The organism is Ponticaulis sp., assembly GCF_029210165.1.
Lineage (GTDB): Bacteria > Pseudomonadota > Alphaproteobacteria > Caulobacterales > Hyphomonadaceae > Ponticaulis.
Genome location: NZ_JARGNT010000001.1, coordinates 896,354 through 915,039 on the forward strand (window position 1 = coordinate 896,354; position 18,686 = coordinate 915,039).

Annotated in this window: 12 protein-coding genes; 9 read left to right on the forward strand and 3 right to left on the reverse strand. The window is 55.9% G+C overall.

Translation table 11 applies throughout. From position 1 onward, the window contains the following. Positions 1 to 30: 30 nt before the first annotated feature. From P1U45_RS04475 to gshB, 4 genes are all read left to right on the forward strand, one after another. Complete coding sequence (locus P1U45_RS04475; RefSeq protein WP_301057697.1) at positions 31 to 690, forward strand: BON domain-containing protein; 660 nt, start codon at positions 31 to 33, stop codon at positions 688 to 690. A 97-nt stretch (positions 691 to 787) separates the two neighbouring features. Then, positions 788 to 1,753: a hypothetical protein gene (locus P1U45_RS04480; protein ID WP_301057698.1), complete on the forward strand. Its 966-nt coding sequence runs from the start codon at positions 788 to 790 to the stop codon at positions 1,751 to 1,753. Between the two features lie 12 nt (positions 1,754 to 1,765). Then, positions 1,766 to 2,803 (forward strand): hypothetical protein, encoded by a 1,038-nt coding sequence (locus P1U45_RS04485; RefSeq protein ID WP_301057699.1) that lies wholly within the window; start codon positions 1,766 to 1,768, stop codon positions 2,801 to 2,803. Between the two features lie 100 nt (positions 2,804 to 2,903). Then, positions 2,904 to 3,857 (forward strand): glutathione synthase, encoded by a 954-nt coding sequence (gene gshB, locus P1U45_RS04490; protein ID WP_301057700.1) that lies wholly within the window; start codon positions 2,904 to 2,906, stop codon positions 3,855 to 3,857. Here the strand turns inward: gshB and P1U45_RS04495 are convergent. Together P1U45_RS04495 and P1U45_RS04500 are read right to left on the reverse strand one after the other, a co-directional pair. After that, positions 3,842 to 5,281, reverse strand: coding sequence for a hypothetical protein (locus P1U45_RS04495; protein WP_301057701.1), 1,440 nt, complete (start codon positions 5,279 to 5,281; stop codon positions 3,842 to 3,844). The two genes, gshB and P1U45_RS04495, sit on opposite strands and share 16 nt — an antisense overlap. Continuing rightward, entirely contained in the window at positions 5,278 to 5,691 is a 414-nt protein-coding gene (locus tag P1U45_RS04500; RefSeq protein WP_301057702.1) for a TadE/TadG family type IV pilus assembly protein, read from the reverse strand. Before P1U45_RS04500 ends, P1U45_RS04495 begins: the two co-directional genes overlap by 4 nt. Positions 5,692 to 6,113: 422 nt before the next feature. Between P1U45_RS04500 and P1U45_RS04505 the strand changes: the two genes are divergently transcribed. From P1U45_RS04505 to P1U45_RS04515, 3 genes are read left to right on the forward strand one after another with little or no spacing between them, the layout of a single operon-like run. Continuing rightward, the gene (locus P1U45_RS04505) at positions 6,114 to 7,643 is read left to right on the forward strand and encodes a YifB family Mg chelatase-like AAA ATPase (protein ID WP_301057703.1); all 1,530 of its coding nucleotides are present in this window, start codon (positions 6,114 to 6,116) and stop codon (positions 7,641 to 7,643) included. Positions 7,644 to 7,697: 54 nt separating this feature from the next. Continuing rightward, positions 7,698 to 9,167 carry a response regulator gene (locus tag P1U45_RS04510; RefSeq protein ID WP_301057704.1) on the forward strand — a complete coding sequence of 490 codons (1,470 nt, stop codon included), beginning with the start codon at positions 7,698 to 7,700 and terminating at the stop codon, positions 9,165 to 9,167. Further along, the gene (locus P1U45_RS04515) at positions 9,164 to 10,579 is read left to right on the forward strand and encodes an MFS transporter (protein WP_301057705.1); all 1,416 of its coding nucleotides are present in this window, start codon (positions 9,164 to 9,166) and stop codon (positions 10,577 to 10,579) included. The genes P1U45_RS04510 and P1U45_RS04515 overlap by 4 nt, the downstream gene beginning before the upstream one ends. 55 nt (positions 10,580 to 10,634) lie before the next feature. Here the strand turns inward: P1U45_RS04515 and P1U45_RS04520 are convergent, their stop codons facing one another. Then, positions 10,635 to 12,932, reverse strand: coding sequence for an NADP-dependent malic enzyme (locus tag P1U45_RS04520; RefSeq protein ID WP_301057706.1), 2,298 nt, complete (start codon positions 12,930 to 12,932; stop codon positions 10,635 to 10,637). 146 nt (positions 12,933 to 13,078) lie between these two features. Between P1U45_RS04520 and mutS the strand changes: the two genes are divergently transcribed. Both mutS and P1U45_RS04530 read left to right on the forward strand, forming a co-directional pair. Beyond that, positions 13,079 to 15,763: a DNA mismatch repair protein MutS gene (gene mutS / locus P1U45_RS04525; protein ID WP_301057707.1), complete on the forward strand. Its 2,685-nt coding sequence runs from the start codon at positions 13,079 to 13,081 to the stop codon at positions 15,761 to 15,763. 49 nt (positions 15,764 to 15,812) lie between these two features. Beyond that, entirely contained in the window at positions 15,813 to 18,668 is a 2,856-nt protein-coding gene (locus tag P1U45_RS04530) for a [protein-PII] uridylyltransferase (RefSeq protein WP_301057708.1), read from the forward strand. The last annotated feature ends 18 nt before the right edge of the window (positions 18,669 to 18,686 follow it).

Consider the following 18,686-nt stretch of genomic DNA (forward strand, 5'->3'; position numbering starts at 1 on the left):
AATTAGAGTAGATTACTCAGGGAGACACACATGTCCGTTCGCGCCTTTCTACTGGTTGCCTGCATACTGCCGCTCAGCGGATGCGTTGCAGGTGTTGTTGGCGCAGCAGGCGCTGTGAGTGTCGCCGCTGTTCAGGATCGCACGCTCGGTCAGAGCCTTGATGATGCAAACGCCTCCAACGAGCTGAAAGCCCGGCTTCTGGCCGCTGGTCCGCGTCGCTATAATGAAGTCGATGTTGAAGTCGCCGGACGTGTCGCGCTTCTGACAGGCCGCGTCGAAACCATTGAAGACCGTATGGAAGTCGAGCGCATCGCCTGGACGGTTGGTCTGATTGAAGATGTCGCCAACGAAATTCAGGTCCGTGAAGCAGGCGGCGTACGCCAGAACCTCAATGATGAATGGATCACGGCGCGCGTCCGCACACGCCTGTTCACCGATCAGGAAGTCAAAAGCGTCAATATCAATATCGAGACCTATGACGGCGTCGTTTACCTGATGGGAATTGCGCGCTCGTCTGACGAACTGCGCCAGATTGCAGAACATGCGAGCGTTGTGAATGGCGTGCGTGAAGTGGTCTCTTACATCCAGATCCGCGAACCAAACTCTGCCAGCCCAGACCGGGAGCAGAATTCCGGTAACAATGATCGATATGATCCGGATTCTGGACTCCTCGGCGGACCGTCCAGCTAACAGGCCCGCGCCCCGTTCAACCAAACTTGCCAGCCCAGAGCAGTAAAAGTACGCTGCGTTGAAAAAGCGGCACTTTATGGCTGCGCTCGGGGGCGGGATGGTCATTTTCATTTGTTTTCTGATTGCGTCTGTATCGGCAATCCTCGCTTATTGGATTGCTGGCCCGATCTGGATCCGTGAGCACGGCATCCGCGTTAAAGCAGGTGCCATCGATATTCGCCTGAGCGGCGCAATTGGCGAGATTGTCCTGATCGGTGCGGCCGCGCTGTTGCTCTATCTGGTCGATTTCGTTTCGGATAAATCCAGCATCGCCGATCTGTTCAGTGAATATGGCACATTGCTCTGGGCAGGCGTGGCTGTCGTCAGCGCAATTGTCATTCTCTACGGCATTTATACCGCTGTGACGGCGCCTGCCGGTGAGAAACGCCCGCTCTTCTTCACCTATCTGGTCTATAACGCCTATTCGATCATCTTCTTCGTCGGTGGCTTTCTGCTGGCCCTCATCATCATCCAGCAAACCTCGCGCAACGGACAAGCCTTTGAGGCGCGCGGCGCAGATATTCTGGCCTATTTTGCGAGCAATCCATCATCACCCCGCGCGCTGGAACTGTCGTTTATTGATCTTCAGATCCTGCTGGGTCAGGTGGAGCTCTACATGGTACCTGCCTTCATCTTCATGGCCGGTATTTTCGTGATCAATATCGTCATCCGCTATACCCCGATTTACGGCGTCTTCCGCGAAAGCGCCCGAAACATCACCCATGCGACCACGGCAGTGGGTGTTCTGACGGTGCTCGGCGTGGCGGGCTGGGTTTATGTCGACCAGTATGCCCGTCTGATCGATGATTTTCTGGCGCAGATGTATGTCATGCGGGAAGGCGCATTGCCGGAGGACCCTGATTTTCTGGAACGCTATGGCACGATCTACCTTACGCTGGACGATCAGAAATCCATTCTGGGATATATTGGCAGGCTCGCGAATGAATGGGGTGGACTTGCCGCTATACTTGGCGTCATGCAGTGGGTTGGACGCCAGATGATCAGCAAGAAATCAAAAGCTTAAAGGACAGCGCGTATGAAAATGATGATATACGGCGTGCTGATCATTCTTCTGCTGATCGTGCTTTATCTCGCGGTCGCGATTGGCAGCACATACTTCAACCGCTCTATCAAAACGGTGTTCCGTAAATCTGATACTGCGCCGCAAACTCTGGCCTCGGCTGAACTCACCGTGATGACCTGGAATCTCGGCTATGCGGGGCTTGGCGAGGAATCCGACTTTAAAGCAGACGGCGGCGACATGCTTTTACCGCCATCGGTTTCCGTGGTTGAGAAAAACCTTGCCGGTATTCAGGCAACGCTGTCTGCCAATCCGGTAGATGTGTATCTGCTGCAGGAGACCGCCGCAGCTGGGCTTTTAACACGCGGCATCGATGTGCGCGCCGCTGTCGCTGCCACGCTCTCCGACTGGACGATGTTTTTCTCTTCCGATATCGGCTCGCGCATGCTGCCAGAGCCTTTACGTCTGGAGCACGGACCATCCATGTTCACACGCCTCACCGATCAGGAGCCGGAACTGGTACGTCTGCCGAGTGAGCCTGAACCGATTATGGGCTTCATACCCCGTCATTATCACATGCAGGTCTCTGAATTGGAGGTCGCAGGCACGCCATGGGCAATAATCAATCTGCATCTGGCCGCCTTCGATGAGGGCGGGGACACGCGGAACGAACAGCTGCGCGCCGTGATCGACTTTGCCGAACAGCTCCATGCGGAAGGCAAAAGCGTCGTGATCGGCGGTGACTGGAATATGCGCCTGACGCAGACAGACTTCCCGTCCACATCGACTGAAGATGCACTCTTCTGGATTCATGACTTCCCGCAGGAAGAACTACCCGAAGGCTGGCATCTGGCATTTGATGCACGCGTTCCGACCGTGCGCACGAATGAACGCCCCTTCCAGCTCGACGAGAACTACCGCACGATTATCGACGGCCTGCTACTTTCACCGGATGTCGAGCTTGTGGATGTTCGCGGCATCGATCTGGCGTTTGAATATACCGACCATCAGCCCGCCGTTTATAGACTACGCCGGCGCACCAATAGTGAATAACAACGCACCTGACAGATAAACTCACTATGAAGTGAGGCCTCTACTCTGGTGAATTGCCAGAGAAATACATATGTCTGTCGGCAGTTATGGAGACGCACCTATGAGCCTCAGAATTGCCATTCAGATGGATCCGATGGAAACCGTGGATATCAATGCGGATACCACTTTTGCCATGGCTGAGGCCGCAGAAAGCAGAGGCTATCAGGTCTGGACCTATCATCCGAACGACCTCTCCTGTCTTGATGGCCGGCTGTACGCCAAGGCACGCCGCACGAAAGTGCAGCGCGTTCCGGGCACGCCAGCTCTGTTCGAAGACTATGAACGCCTCGATCTTGAAGATGATGTTGATGTGGTTCTCATGCGTCAGGACCCGCCTTTCGACATGGCCTACATTACGGCCGCACACCTTCTGGAGCTTCTAAAAGGCAAGACGCTCGTTCTGAACGACCCTGAATGGGTCCGCTCATCGCCAGAAAAGCTCTTCCCGCTTCTGTTCCCGGGCCTGCTGCCGGAAACGCTGATCACCCGTAATCCGGACGAGATCGCAGCTTTCCGCGAAAAGCATGGCGATGTGATCATGAAGCCGCTTTACGGCAATGGCGGCGCGGGCGTTTTCAAAGTGAACGCAAAAGATTCCAATTATGGATCCCTTCTTGAAATGTTCACCGAGCGCAACCGCGAACCTTTCATCGTTCAGGCCTTCCTGAAGGACGTTTCAAAAGGTGATAAGCGCGTCATTCTGATTGATGGCGAACCGGCGGGCGCGATCAACCGTGTACCCAAAGAAGGCGAAGCCCGTTCCAACCTGCACGTTGGTGGCACGGCGCATCCGGTGGACCTCACTGAAACCGACCTGGAAATCTGTCGCCGCATCGGACCGTCCCTGAAAGAGCGCGGACTTGTGCTCGTCGGCATTGATGTCATTGGTGACAAGCTGACCGAGATCAACGTCACCTCCCCGACAGGCGTTCAGGAGATGAAGCGCTTTACCGGCATTGATGCCGCGCAACTCTTCTGGGATGCGGTGGATCGCAGACTTCAGTCGACCAGATAAGGCAGGCGGCAGCTGGCATCGGTCACACGCAGGTCAGCTTCGCCAACATATATGCCGAGCTCTTCCAGAATATCGTTCACCAGAACGACCAGTGGACGATAAAGAAGCGGCGTGCGGTTCAGATTGACGCCCAATCCGGACGATACGGTCTTCGTGGTGCCGGCTTCAATTTCAGCTGAGGAAAACTCGACCTCCACAGTGTCACCAGCTGACAGGTCTAACGTAATATCCCTGAGATTTAACGGGTTGAGCGTCAGGGTGGTCGGCGACGTTTCCGCCTCTACGGTTACGGTTTGGACGTTTCTTCGCGCATCACATTGAACATCTTTGATGCGTGCTGATGCTGAACCCAGCTGCAAAGACGTGTTTAGAAGATTCAGCCCGCTTCCAATATCGAGCTCGATATCGACCTGGCTGGACTCCATCTCGTCAAACCCGTCAGCGGCATGATCCCAATGGAGAAAGCGGCCCGGGTCACCAATATCAACTCTCGCAGCCACGAAGTCACCCAGAACTTCCAGATCAGCTTCAGCCTGACGGTCTCCGTTGGCCAACGCTGCCGAGGCAAAAAGTAATTCGCCTGCTGAAATCATGAAGGCACGCGTGGCCGGAAGCTCCCCAATATCCAGTCCACCGGTGCGGCCCAGATCCAGTATCTCGCTCAGCACGAGCGTTTGCCTCGCCGCGCGCCCTGGCGGCTGAAGATTGAAAGGGAGCGCTGCCGATAAATCAGAATCCTTGATGGCCGATGTCACGTCGCCCAGCGTTATTTCCGCGCCGAGAACCTCATTATAAGTGAGCGCATCGAGATCGAGGTCGGTATTTATGATTTCCAACGCCTGAAAAATATCAAGTTCGATATCCAGAAGCTGCTCATAGTCGGCAACCGTAATCCGGCCATTATATCCGACGAGCGAATCCAGCAGCGCCGCAGGCAGACCGCCCTCAAGACGCAAAAGCCGTGACCCCATCCAGAGTGACGCGCTACGTCTGAGCGTAGCTGTTGAATGAACACTCAGCGAGTTATCGTTCTGGACGGCACCGCCCATAATGCGTTCCTCAATCGGAAAGGTGATCTCAACCCGAACGGCGTTCCAGTTCAATTCGGATTCTTCAAATCGCTGATCGTGAGGAATTGTTTCGTCCTCGCGATAAATGCCAGTGATGAGGCGCGCCTCAACACCGTCATCATCAAACCCCTGAAGATCGAGATGCGCCTGCAACGCCGACACTTGTGGATTGGCGCTTTCAGCCAGCCTGAGCGCCGCCACATCTGACGCTGACTGGTATTTCCGCTTATCCAGATAGGCGAGGCCAAGATTGGCCCCGACGGCAACAAGCACACAAATAGCGCCCAGAAAGAGCGCTGTCAGGATGAGGGATGTTCCCCTTGTATCTCGCGAATACTCCCGGAATGATCTCATGTGGTCCGTTCCGAGATACTCTGGCGCACCGTGAATGTGTTCGCCGGCATTGGGATAAGACCGCGGAACAACTCGACCGGATGACCAGTCGTGTCATAAGCGATTTCGACAACGGTCGTCTCCGTGTCCGTGTCATAGACCACATTTACGGCGACCTGATCATTGTCGATCAGGACATACTCCCTCCGCGCAACAGCAAGGTGCTCGGCGGCGAGCTCCCGTTTCTCGGAAACGGAGAACCCGCCAATCGTCGCGCGCGTCACGTCCGCGCCGAGCTGCTGAAGGCTTATCGCGGTTAGAAATACCATGCCGTAGCCGACAATTGCCGCGAGTATGAACATCAGCACCGGGGCGACCAAGGCAAATTCAACCGCAGATGCCCCTCTTTTATCTTTAAAAAAGTGTCTCATAAAAAATCACGTCTAAAATAGCTCGATAATTACGCGCTAATGACCAAAAATATGACATAGGCCCGTAGCCAATTCGTTAACAAAACAGCCCGGATTTTTTGGATTTATCCACAGCCGATAACTTTTAATTATTATAATTATTCGTAATAGGGATGTCGTAATTCCATTCCGATCAGAGATAACATTGATTTAATTGCTTTTATTTTAAACACGTTCAAAAAAAGTTGAGTTGTATCTGACACTTACCTTGGATATCCCCGAGCCACAGAGTGGGACTATTCGTTAACAACTTTGACACGCTAGCCTGTTCTGTTTCGGAACTGATTTGTTAACGCAAAATCCGGTCGCGTTAACGATTCACACTTGTTCTTGTATTGTTCGCATTTTATTGTCTATCTTCAGTTGCACGACAGGAGATCAGAATGGTCAGCCGGATTACAACTTTTGCATTTGACGGAATCGAAGCGCGACCAGTGGATGTTCAGGTGCAACTTCTCGGAGGACAGCCTCACTTCTCCATTGTAGGCCTGCCAGACAAGACAGTTGCCGAGAGCCGCGAACGCGTTCGCGCGGCATTTTCTTCTATCGGCCTCGCCCTTCCACCCAAAAGAATCATTGTGAATCTGGCTCCGGCGGACCTTCCCAAGGAAGGAAGTCATTATGATCTGGCCATCGCGTTAGCACTTTTAGTCTCTATCAACGCCATTCCGTCCGATGCTCTGGAGCGTATGGCTGCGATCGGCGAGCTGTCCCTGGACGGGCATTTGCAACCGACCTATGGCGCGCTGCCCGCGGCGATTGGCGCGGAAGCTATGGGCCTCTCTTTAATATGTCCGGAGCTTTCCGGCGCCGAAGCGGCATGGGGCGGCGGCAACGTGATCGCAATTGAAAGCCTGATGGCCTTCATCAATCACTGCGCGGGGCGACTGCAACTCAAGCCACCAGAGGCCGGAAGCACCAAAGCGCTGCCTCCACCGCCAGACCTTCGCGATGTGAAAGGTCAGGAAGGCGCCAAGCGCGCGCTGGAGATCGCGGCAGCAGGTGGGCACAATCTGGTCTTCTGTGGCCCGCCGGGATCAGGCAAGTCCATGCTTGCAACGCGTCTGCCGGGTTTATTGCCGGACCTCTCCCCGAAAGAGCTTCTGGAGATCAGCCAGATCCAGTCCATTGCCGGCCTGTTGGAACGCGGCGAGCTGTCCCGTCGCAGACCTTATCGCGCGCCCCACCATTCTGCCTCAATGGCTGCACTGGTCGGCGGCGGTGCACGGGCCCGCCCGGGAGAAGTGTCTCTGGCGCACCATGGCGTTCTTTTTCTTGATGAATTGCCCGAGTTTCCGACGCAGGTTCTGGAAGCGCTACGCCAACCGCTTGAAACCGGCGATGCGGTGATTTCACGCGCCAACCGGCATGTCAGATACCCTGCCCGCTTCCAATTGATCGGCGCGATGAACCCGTGCCGGTGCGGCGGAGGTCCTGCAGAAGGCAATTGCCGTAAAAAGCCAAAATGCCTGCAGGACTATCAGGGGCGATTATCCGGCCCTTTCCTCGACAGAATTGATCTCTTCTGTGACGTGCCACCCGTTACCGTGGCCGATCTTAATCTGCCACCACCTGCTGAGGGCACTAAGGAAGTGGCAGCCCGTGTTCTGAAAGCGCGTCGTATTCAGGCCGAGAGGTTTGCAGGCATGGAGCATGACACCCGCGCGGTAAATGCCGATCTCTCCTCCAAACAGATTGAAGAGGTCTGCGTGCTGGATGATGCCAGCCGAAAACTTCTAACCGATGCAGCCGAGCGGTTCTCCCTCTCTGCCCGCGCTTATCACCGCGTCCTGAAACTTGCCCGCACGATTGCTGATCTTGATGGCGAACGAAATATCGCGCGCCATCATCTGGCTGAGGCACTGACCTATCGCTGGCGTGACCCTGCTGTTTCGTCACTTTTAACGGCGTAATCATATCTCTGTGCGAGAACCTGTTTCGGGATATCCGATCGGGACAAGAGAGATATGAGCGAAGCTGAAACGCAACCAATCGAGCAGCGCTTTCTGGCATCAGTCAGCCATGAAATCAGAACGCCTCTGAACGGCATTCTGGGCATGGCCTCTCTTCTTGCCGAGACCGAACTCACGCCCGCGCAAGCTGACTATGTCTCTGCCATTCGCCGAAGCGGCGCGCGCCTGCTCGATCTTCTCAATAATGTGCTCGATTATGCACGCATGGATGCAGCGGGCGTCGAGCTTGAAACCGCTGAAACCGATATTCGCGGTCTGGCGCAGGATGTGGTGGAGCTTCTCAGTCCGCGAGCGCACGAAAAAGGCATTGATGTCTGCGTTCGCGCGGCAGACGATCTTCCTGAAAAGGTGGTTCTGGATGATGGCCGTGTCCGGCAGATCCTGTTCAATATTGTTGGCAACGCGATCAAATTTACCGAAAAAGGCGGCGTACTCGTCGACCTCTCAACGCTGAAAGACAAAGAGCTTTGCATCGACATCATCGATTCCGGTCCCGGCCTGACCGACGAAGCGCAAGCCCGTCTGTTCAATGCGTTCGAACAGGCAGAAGCAGGCCATCGCGGTATTGATGGCGGTGTCGGCCTTGGACTGACCATCGTGAACCGTCTGGTCGAAGCCATGAATGGCAGCGTCACGATCACCAGCGCGCCGGGCATTGGTGCTCGTTTCAGAATTCTTCTGCCGCTCAACATCGCCGCGCACGCCAAACCGGCCGAACGTGCGGGCCAGCCAAAACGCATCGGCCTTGCAGGCATGTCCACGCCGCTCATGCTATCGCTTGCCTCTATGGCGGACGCAGCGGGCCACACCATTCTGACCGACGCAGACGGTAGCGAGGTCGATATCTGGCTGGCTGATGCCCGCCTCCCGCCGAGTGAACTGAAACGCCTTGGCCGCTCAGCACCTGTCATTGCCCTGATCCGCCCCGAGGATCGCGATCATATTGAAAACCTTCGCGCCAATGGATGCGCGGGTTATCTGATGCGTCCGGTGCGAGAGGCCTCGCTCATGGAACGCCTTGCCGTTTCAGGCAGCACCGCAGAGCCTGAGGCCACCGAGCAAACAAGCCAGTTCGAGACGGGCCGGATCCTGATCGCTGACGACAATGCTGTAAACGCGCTCCTGGCGACCCGGGTTCTTGAAAAAGCAGGCCATGCCTGCACGACGGCTGCCACCGGCGCCGAAGCGCTCGAGGCCGTCCAGTTCTCTCATTTTGATATCATCCTCATGGACCTTCGAATGCCCGTAATGGACGGTTATGAAGCGATGAGACAAATCCGAGCCCTGCCCGGCGCTGAAAAAAATAACACTCCGATCATTGCGATTTCTGCTGAAATCAATCCAGATGTTGAAAAAGCCGCGAAAGCCGCGGGTGCAGATGCCGTCGCGGCCAAACCGCTCGACGCTCATACGCTCCGCTCGATCGTGGACCGCTGGACTGACAGGCAGAAGGCGCAGGCATGAGCGAGACACGAGTATCAACGCCCCATAAGCAGACCTTCTTCGAAAGTTTTCGGGTCTATCTGAAGCCCATCATGCTCGCCATGCTGGTGCTTGGCTTTGCATCCGGTCTGCCGCTGATGATGGTTTTTTCCAAACTGTCGACATGGCTGCGCGAAGTTGGCGTGGACCGCACCACGATTGGCGGCATGTATGCGGTTTCACTTGCCTACTCTCTGAAAATGTTTTGGGCCCCGCTCGTCGATAAAATGAAAGTACCCATTCTGGGTGACATTCTGGGCCAACGCCGAAGCTGGATGGTCGTTGCTATCTCCGGCACAGTCGTCGGCCTTATCACCATCGCAACATCGAATCCGGAAGTGTCTCTGACTCAAACCGTGATCGGTGCCCTCATTCTGGCGTTTTCCGGCGCGACACTGGATATCAGCGTGGATGCATGGCGAATTGAATCGGCTCCCAATGATGAACAGGCCAACATGGCTGCGGTTTATAATCTGGGTTACCGTTTCGCGATCATGTTTGCCGGATACGGGATTGCTATCGCGGGCCTTACAAGCTGGCTAATTGCGTACGGGATCATGGCAACCGCCATGTTACTGATCATGGTCGCAGTGATCTTTTTCATCTCCGAACCGGAGCATGAAGTCGATGAAACATCAGATGATCTGAATTTCATTCAGCGGTTCGGAAAGTCCGTCGCGACACCGGTCCGCCAGATTGCAACACGTTTCGGCCCCTGGGTTCTGGTCGTTCTTGGCATTGTCGCCCTGTATCGCATCAGCGACTTCACAATGGGCGTCATGGCCAGCCCATTCTACATCGATCTTGGATATTCCACCGAAACCATCGGTCTTATTCAGGGTACGTTCGGGCCCTGGCCAATTGTCGTAGGCGGCTTCCTTGGTGGCTTTGTTGCAGTGAGATATAGCCTCCTGCCTGCGCTTCTGGCGGGCGGGATAATCACAATTCTGACCAATGGTGCCTTTGCCCTACTCGCGCTGGCCGCTGGTCCGGGATTGGACGCCCACGCTAACGGAGACCTGAGCGCAATCGTCAACACGCCCTCAAGCATGGCGCTTCTGGGCGTTATCGTGGCTGACAACCTTGCTGCCGGTTTCGTGGGGTCCGTCTTCATCGCCTATATGTCTGCAATGGTGGATCGAAAATTCGCAGCGACACAATACGCAGTGCTTTCTTCGACCTATTCCATTTTCTGCAAAATGGTCGCGAGTACCACGTCAGGACCGCTTTCCGAGGCGATCGGCTGGGCGGGCTTCTTCTCCGTTACGGCGCTATACACCATCGTACCAATGCTGCTGATCATCATCGTCATGATGTTTGGACCAAAAGCTGCCCAGGGAAAGCTCGAAGAAGAGCCGGAAGAACCCGTGCCAGAAACGCAACCGGCGAGTTGATATTAAAAAAGCCCGGCCATAAAGCCGGGCTTTCTTTTATCTCTGTAGCGAAAGCCTATTGAGCTTTCAGCGCCGAGTGAGCGTCTTTCTCGTTCACATCATAAGCCGAAATCGTCGCCATGTTCACAATGTCGGAGACGGTAGCGCCGAGTGAACAAATCTGGACGGACTCTTTCAGGCCCATCAGCATCGGACCGAGAACCGTCGCGCCGCCAATGCTGCCAAGCAGAGACGTTGCAATGCTGGCCGAGTGAATAGCTGGCATGACAAGCACGTTTGCTGGACCTGTCAGACGCATGAACGGATAGGAGCGCTTGGCCATAGGGTTCAGCGCAACACCCGCCTGCATCTCGCCTTCATATTCGAAGTCGATGTCGTCACGGGCATCCAGAAGCGCCACAGCTTCACGGACCTTCTCAGCGCGCTCACCCAGCGGGCTGCCAAATGTCGAGTAAGACAGGAACGCCACGCGCGGTGTCGCACCAAGACGACGCGCCGCGTGTGCTGCTTCCACAGCGATGTCAGCCAGTTGCTGCGCATCCGGAAGCTCAACAATGTTCGTGTCGGCGATGAAAAGCGTCTGACCTTTGCTGACAACCACCGACATGCCCATCACAGGGTCATGGTCGACTTTGTCGATTACCAGACGCACATCAGAGAGAGCCGACTCATAGCTACGGGTCACACCCGTCACCATGCCGTCTGCATCACCGAGCGCGACCATGCACGAACCGAAGACGTTACGGTCATTATTGACGAGACGCTGAACGTCACGCTGCAGATAACCTTTACGCTTCAGTCGCTCATACAGGTAATCGAAATAGTCCGGGTTACGGTCAGAAAGCGCCGCATTGACGATTTCGAGCGCGTCTTCCGGCACACCAACCTGTTTCATGGTGCGGCGAACACGCTCTTCACGACCAATGAGGATCGCTTTGCCGAGTTCCTGATTTTCAAAGCTGAAGGCTGCGCGAATGACCGCCGGCTCTTCACCCTCGGCGAACACAATACGCTTTGGCTCTTCAGAGCGAACCGCGCCCTGAATACGCTGCAGGAAGGAAGCTGTCGGGTCGAGACGACGCGCAAGCTCTTCCTTGTAAGCGTCCATGTCTTCAATATTCTTACGCGCAACGCCTGTATCCATCGCAGCCTGAGCAACGAATGGCGGAATGTAAGAGATAAGACGCGGGTCAAACGGAACCGGAATAATGTATTCCGGGCCGAATGTCGGGCGCGCACCGTGGTAGGCCGCAGCAACTTCGTCCGGTACGTCTTCACGTGCAAGCTGGGCGAGAGCGCGCGCGCAAGCGACTTTCATTTCTTCGTTGATTGTACGGGCACGTACATCGAGCGCGCCGCGGAAGATGTATGGGAAGCCGAGGACGTTATTGACCTGGTTCGGATAGTCCGAACGACCGGTCGCAACAATCGCGTCGCCACGTACTTCGCGAATTTCTTCCGGGCGAATTTCCGGATCCGGGTTCGCCATAGCGAAGATGATCGGGTTTGCCGCCATGGACTTGATCATGTCTTTGTTGACCGCGCCCTTAACAGACAGGCCGAGGAAACAGTCAGCGCCTTCCATGGCTTCAGCCAGCGTGCGCTTGTCCGTCTCAACCGCGAAGCCGGACTTGAACTGGTCCATGCCTTCCTGACGGCCCTGATAGATTACGCCGTTACGGTCGCACATCAGAATGTTCTCAGCCTTCACACCGAGATGACGGATAAGACCTGCGCAGGAGAGACCCGCCGCGCCCGCACCTGAGATCGCGACTTTGACGTCTTCAAGTTTGCGGCCTGTAATTTCGCACGCATTGAGCAGACCGGCTGCGGCGATGATCGCTGTACCGTGCTGGTCATCATGGAAGACAGGAATGTCGAGCTCTTCGCGAAGGCGGGATTCAATGATGAAGCATTCAGGGGACGCAATGTCCTCAAGGTTGATGCCACCAAATGTCGGGCCGATATTGCGGACCGTGGTGATGAACTCTTCGATCTCTTTCGTGGTCACTTCCACGTCGATGGAGTCAACGTCAGCAAAACGCTTAAAGAGAACCGACTTACCTTCCATCACCGGCTTGGAAGCCATCGGGCCAAGATCGCCCAGACCAAGGATAGCCGTACCGTTGGAAATTACGGCGACCATATTGCCTTTGGCAGTGTAATCATATGCGAGGTCTTCATCCTCTGCGATCGCCAGAACCGGCACCGCAACACCCGGCGAATACGCAAGCGAAAGATCGCGCTGAGTGGCCATAGGTTTCGTCGCGATGACGGACAATTTCCCTGGCACCGGATACTTGTGAAACGCTAAGGCTTCTTCGTCGGTGAAGGACGGACGTTGATTACTCATTTGAATGGCGTTCCCTGCTCGCACTATATTATGAATTGTGTGTAGAACTCTGCGTAGGCGGTAACAACTCCCTACTTTGGTATTTCAGGCCTACACGCTCAGATTTTTTGACTTGATGCGCGAATTTTCTCATGTGACGTCAGATCATGTCCAACGCTGTAACGCCTTTCATGGCGCAATACCTCGAAATCAAATCCCGAAACCCGGATACAATGCTGTTTTTCCGGATGGGGGACTTTTACGAGCTCTTCTTCGAAGACGCAGAGCTTGCGGCCGAAGTGCTGGACATTACGCTGACCAAACGCGGCCAGCATAATGGCGATCCGATCCCGATGGCGGGTGTGCCTCATCACTCTGCAGAACCCTATCTCGCCCGTCTGATCCGCGCCGGACATCGCGTTGCTATTTGCGAACAGACAGAAACACCTGCTGAAGCGAAAAAGCGCGGCTCGAAAGCCGTTGTGAACCGCGACATTGTAAGGATTGTGACCCCGGGCACACTGACAGAAGATACACTGCTCGAAGCGCGATCAGGAAACTTCCTCGCAGCAATGTGCGCTGACGACACGCTGGAAAACTGCGGCGTTGCGCTGTGCGACATCTCCACCGGCCAGTTCATTCTGTTCAAGGTTTCGACGGGTGAGCTTATTGCGCGTCTGTCCGGCTATCGCCCGAACGAACTGGTCATGAGCGAGGCGCTTAAATATTCGCCGCAAATGACCGCCGCGCTTGAAGGCGCGCCAGTCCCAGTCACCACCTTCCAGACCCGTTCGGCAAGCGCGAAAGGCGGGGCCGAAGCGCTGAAAGAAGCCTTTAACCTCTCTTCGGTTGATGGGCTTGGCCAGTTTGAAGACCTGCATCTGTCTGCGGCAGGGCTTCTTCTGGGTTATATTGAGCTGACACAGGCCGGGCTTCCGCCAGAGCTTGATTATCCGGTGCTCGCGAGCGTCGATGTCCATCTCATGCTGGACGAGACAACGCGCCATGCGCTGGAAATCGACCGCACCCAGACCGGCGCGCGCAAGGGCTCGCTCCTTCATACAATTGACCGCACGCTTTCAGCGGGCGGCGCACGTCTTCTGGCTGATCAGGTCTCGCGGCCACTTACCGCACGCACAGCTATTGAAGCGCGCCTTGATGGCATTCAGCTGCTTCTGGAAAATAGCGAGCTTCGCGAAGACCTGCGCGAAGAGATGAAAGGCCTGCCGGATCTGGAACGTGCGCGTTCGCGACTGCGACTTGGCCGTGCGACCCCCGTTGATCTGAAATCCATTCGTATTGGCCTTGAAACCTCGGCGCGCGTGCTTTCGCTTCTTGAAGATACCGACCTCTCGGCTGCACCAATTATTGCCAGTGCGGCAAGCGATCTGGCCGGAACCCTGTCCGCCGGTCTGACGGCGCTTCGCGAGCAGATTTCCTCCATCCTTGTTGATGACCCGCCGGCCATCATGTCCGATGGCGGGTTTGTACGCACCGGCGCCAATGAGGACCTCAACCGCCTGCGCACGCTGCGCGATGACAGCCGGAAAATCATTGCAGGGCTTGAAGCAAAATATCAGCAGGACACTGGCATTTCGGCCATACGCATCAAGTTCAACGCGATGCTTGGCTATTTCCTCGAAGTCCCGGCAAAACATGTCGAGCCGTTCGAGGCGCTGGAGAACGCCAGCCTCTTCCACCGCCGTCAGGGGCTTGCCAACGCAACGCGCTATTCAACTGAAGAACTCGCCAATATCGCCCGCGAGATCGATAGCGCCACCACCGATGCAAAAGCGCTCGAATTGAAGCTGTTTGCTGAGCTGGTGAACGCCGTGCTCGAACAATCTGACGGAATTCGTCAGGCCGCCAGCGCCCTGTCACAATTAGATGTTTCGGCTGCAGGGGCTGAATGGGCGGATGAGTTTTCTGCCTGCCGGCCGCAGATTTTTGACGATAAGCGCCTTCATGTAACAGATGGCCGTCACCCTGTTGTTGAAGCGGCGCTTCGCAAAACGGGAAATGGGTTTGTGTCCAACTCGCTGAATCTCGGGAATGGCGCAGATAAAGACACTCGCCTTCAGATCATCACCGGTCCGAACATGGCCGGTAAATCAACCTTCCTGCGCCAGACCGCCCTTCTGGTCATTCTGGCTCAGGCTGGCTGGTATGTGCCTGCTCGCGACATGGAGCTTGGCATTGTGGACCGCGTCTTCTCCCGCGTTGGCGCATCGGATGACCTTGCGCGTGGCAAATCGACCTTCATGGTCGAGATGCTTGAGACAGCCAGCATTCTCAATCAGGCCAGCGACCGCGCGCTGGTCATTCTGGACGAGGTTGGCCGTGGCACATCCACCTATGACGGCCTCGCCATCGCGTGGTCATGCGTCGAGTATCTGCACGACACTGTTCGCTGCCGAGGCCTCTTCGCGACCCACTATCACGAGCTGACCAAGCTCGCGACACGCCTGCCATTTGCCGGAAACCTGTCGCTACGCGCCCGCGAATGGCGCGGCGATCTCATTTTTCTGCATGAAGTTCAGGACGGACCAGCGGACAAATCCTATGGCGTGCAGGTCGCTCGCCTCGCTGGCCTGCCAAAACTTGCGGTTCAGCGTGCCAAACAGGTGCTCGATCAGTTGGAAACCGTTCAGGAGCGCGGCGTTCCGTCCGACGACCTTCCGCTTTTCAGCTTCTCTGAAGAAGGCCCTGCCGCCGTGGCGGATACACCGTCCGACGAAATTGCACCCGAGAGTGACGCCATAAGCGCGCTGGCCGAAATCGATCCGGACGAGATGAGCCCGAAAGAGGCGCTCGATGCTCTGTATCATTTGAAGGGTCTTATGCGGCAGTAATCTTCTAAAGCGCTGGCAAAACACCCTGAAATCGCGATAGAAGCACCTCATGCCGACACTTCCTCTCAGTAAGACCGAAATTGCAAACCAGTCCAAGCCTTTCGGAGGCGCGCCAAAACCCTGGCGGATCGACTCGGTCATCGAAACACGCAAGCTAAAGGTTCAGCTGGAAGCTGCCGCGCTCGATCACCTGCCGCAGAATAAAGAACTGCGTGACCGCGCGATGGACCTGTTGCACGGCGCACTGTTCCGCGGACGCATGATTGCTCAGGAACGCCTCAATGCCGGCATTGATGGACTTGATGTCGCGCGCATGCTGGCCGCCGTTCAGAATGAAGTGATCGCTACGCTCTACTGGTTCACCACCACGATTGTTTACGGCGACTCCAACCGCACCGAAGGCGAAAAGCTCGCTGTACTGGCCGTTGGCGGTTATGGCCGCAACGTGCTTGCGCCGTCATCCGACATCGACCTCCTCTTCCTGCGAAACTACAAGCAGACGCCATGGGCTGAGAACGTCATCGAGTATATGCTCTATATGATGTGGGATATGGGCCTGAAAGTCGGCAATGCCTTCCGCAATGTCGACGAATGTATCCGTCTCGCCAAAGAAGACCTCAACACAGAGACCGCTCTCCTGGATGCCCGTTATATCTGCGGCGACGAGCAGATTTATGAAAATCTGCGTAAGCGTTATCATGATGATCTGATCAAAGGCCGCGCGAGCCAGTTCATCGCAGCCAAACTGGACGAGCGCGATAAACGCCATAAAAAGCAAGGTGATAGCCGTTACGTTGTCGAGCCGAATGTCAAAGAAGGCAAAGGCGGACTGCGCGATCTGCAAACCCTGTTCTGGCTGGTACGCCATGCCTATGGCGGCACGACACTGGAAGACATGCTGGCCCAGCGCGAAGTCTTCACCGAAGACGAAGCACAGGCTTTCCGCGATGCCGGTCGTTTCCTGTGGACCGTGCGCTGTCACATCCACTATCTGACGGGCCGTCCGGAAGAGCGGCTGAGCTTTGACCTTCAGCCCGAAATTGCCTCACGCATGGGCTTTGAGGATGTCGGGGAGCGCATGGGCGTCGAGCGCTTCATGAAGCGCTATTTCCTCGAAGCCAAAACCGTGGGCTCTCTCACCCGCATTCTCTGTGCGCGGCTTGAAGCTGACCAGCAAAAGGCCAAACCGAACCTTTTGCACTTCCTGCCCTTCACGCAGGGCCCGAAAATCTCCGAAGACGGGTTCGTCATGGATGCCGGTCGCCTGAACGTAGAGGACGAAACCTTCTTCCAGCAAAAACCGGTCGAAATGCTTCGCCTGTTCAAGCTGGCCGAGGACAATAATGTCGACATTCACCCGCGTGCGCTGTCGGCTGTCACGCGCTCGCTTGAATGCTTCAATGATACACACCGGACCGATCCTGAAGCGGCTCAGCTTTTCATCGATCTCCTGATCAATACGTCAGATCCCGGCCCGATCATGCGGATGATGAACGAAGCCGATGTTCTGGGCACGATGGTACCGGAATTTGGCGATATCGTCGCGCAGACACAGTTCAATATGTACCACCACTTCACCGTGGACGAGCATACGCTGCGCGCCATTGATGCGCTGGCAGAAATGGAACGCGGCGAAGATAAGGGCCTCTTCCCGCTTGGCCATAAACTCTTCCCGCTCCTGAAACATAAGCGCGCGCTTTATCTCGCCATGCTCCTGCACGACACGGGCAAAGGCCTGGGCGATCAGCAGGTTGAAGGCGAAAAGACGGCTATGGCAGCTTCCAGACGTCTTGGGGTCGGTGAAGCCGAGTGTGAGCTGATTGGCTGGCTGGTGCGCAACCACCTTGAAATGAGCGATTGTGCGCAGAAACGGGATATTTCAGACCCGCGAACCGTCACGCAATTCGCAGAGCGTGTCGGTTCACTGGAACGCCTGCGCCTGCTGCTCATCCTGACCGTTGCCGATATTCGCGCGGTTGGTCCGGACGTATGGAATGGCTGGAAAGGCCAGCTCCTGAAGGAACTTTACGAACTAACAGAGGCCGCACTCGGTCAGGACGATGTGGAAGAGACCCATATCGTATCCGATCTCAACGCACGGGCGGACAAGGCGCGCAAAGCACTCATTTCCCGCAAGGGCGAGCTGCCAGAGCTTATGTCTCAAATGGAAGCCGGTTACTGGACCAGTCAGGTGCCAGACGAACTCGACTGGCAGCACGACCTGCTCACGAATGCGGGCGCTGAAACGATTGTGGAGTGCAAAGTCTCACCGCAATCTTCCAGCGTGGAGCTGATGGTCGCCACAACCGACCGGACCGGCCTGTTCTCTGACATCGTCGGCGCACTCGTAAACGAAGAAGCCCATATTGCTGCGGCGCAGATTTACACCGGCAGTGAGGGCGGCGTGCTCGACCTCTTCGTCCTGCAGGATGAAGATGGCCGCATGTTCGGCCTTGGCGAAAGCCCGCGCCTGAAGCGCTTGCAGAAAAAGGTTATGGATGCGGTCCTCAAGGGTGTCAGTGATGTCCGTGAGCGCAAATCCATCAATGCCCGCCGCGAGGCCGCGTTTGTGGTCGAACCAGACGTCATTTTCGATAATTCCGGCTCTGCCGAATACACGATTATCGAAGTCACCGGCAAAGAACGTGCCGCACTTCTGTACGATCTGGCGCGCACGCTGGCGAATAAAGAGCTGAAACTCCATTCTGCCCATGCAGGGGCTTATGGCGAACGTATTCACGACACGTTTTATGTGCAGACTGCAGACGGCGACAAGCTGACCGAACAAACACTGGTCGACACGCTCGCAACTGATCTTCTGGATGTACTCGGCGCAGATGAGCAGAACGCGCCGCGCACACCGGCACATACACTGGCGCAGGCTCGTTCAGCAGACAGTTTCTGATACAGCCATAAGCTTGGC

What these genes read in the sequence shown, in the direction of transcription:
- P1U45_RS04475 (WP_301057697.1), top strand. Translation starts at nt 31, where the DNA reads ATGTCCGTTCGCGCCTTTCTACTGGTTGCCTGCATACTGCCGCTCAGC.
- P1U45_RS04480 (WP_301057698.1), top strand. Translation starts at nt 788, where the DNA reads ATGGTCATTTTCATTTGTTTTCTGATTGCGTCTGTATCGGCAATCCTC.
- P1U45_RS04485 (WP_301057699.1), top strand. Translation starts at nt 1,766, where the DNA reads ATGAAAATGATGATATACGGCGTGCTGATCATTCTTCTGCTGATCGTG.
- gshB (WP_301057700.1), top strand. Translation starts at nt 2,904, where the DNA reads ATGAGCCTCAGAATTGCCATTCAGATGGATCCGATGGAAACCGTGGAT.
- P1U45_RS04495 (WP_301057701.1), bottom strand. Translation starts at nt 5,281, where the DNA reads ATGAGATCATTCCGGGAGTATTCGCGAGATACAAGGGGAACATCCCTC.
- P1U45_RS04500 (WP_301057702.1), bottom strand. Translation starts at nt 5,691, where the DNA reads ATGAGACACTTTTTTAAAGATAAAAGAGGGGCATCTGCGGTTGAATTT.
- P1U45_RS04505 (WP_301057703.1), top strand. Translation starts at nt 6,114, where the DNA reads ATGGTCAGCCGGATTACAACTTTTGCATTTGACGGAATCGAAGCGCGA.
- P1U45_RS04510 (WP_301057704.1), top strand. Translation starts at nt 7,698, where the DNA reads ATGAGCGAAGCTGAAACGCAACCAATCGAGCAGCGCTTTCTGGCATCA.
- P1U45_RS04515 (WP_301057705.1), top strand. Translation starts at nt 9,164, where the DNA reads ATGAGCGAGACACGAGTATCAACGCCCCATAAGCAGACCTTCTTCGAA.
- P1U45_RS04520 (WP_301057706.1), bottom strand. Translation starts at nt 12,932, where the DNA reads ATGAGTAATCAACGTCCGTCCTTCACCGACGAAGAAGCCTTAGCGTTT.
- mutS (WP_301057707.1), top strand. Translation starts at nt 13,079, where the DNA reads ATGTCCAACGCTGTAACGCCTTTCATGGCGCAATACCTCGAAATCAAA.
- P1U45_RS04530 (WP_301057708.1), top strand. Translation starts at nt 15,813, where the DNA reads ATGCCGACACTTCCTCTCAGTAAGACCGAAATTGCAAACCAGTCCAAG.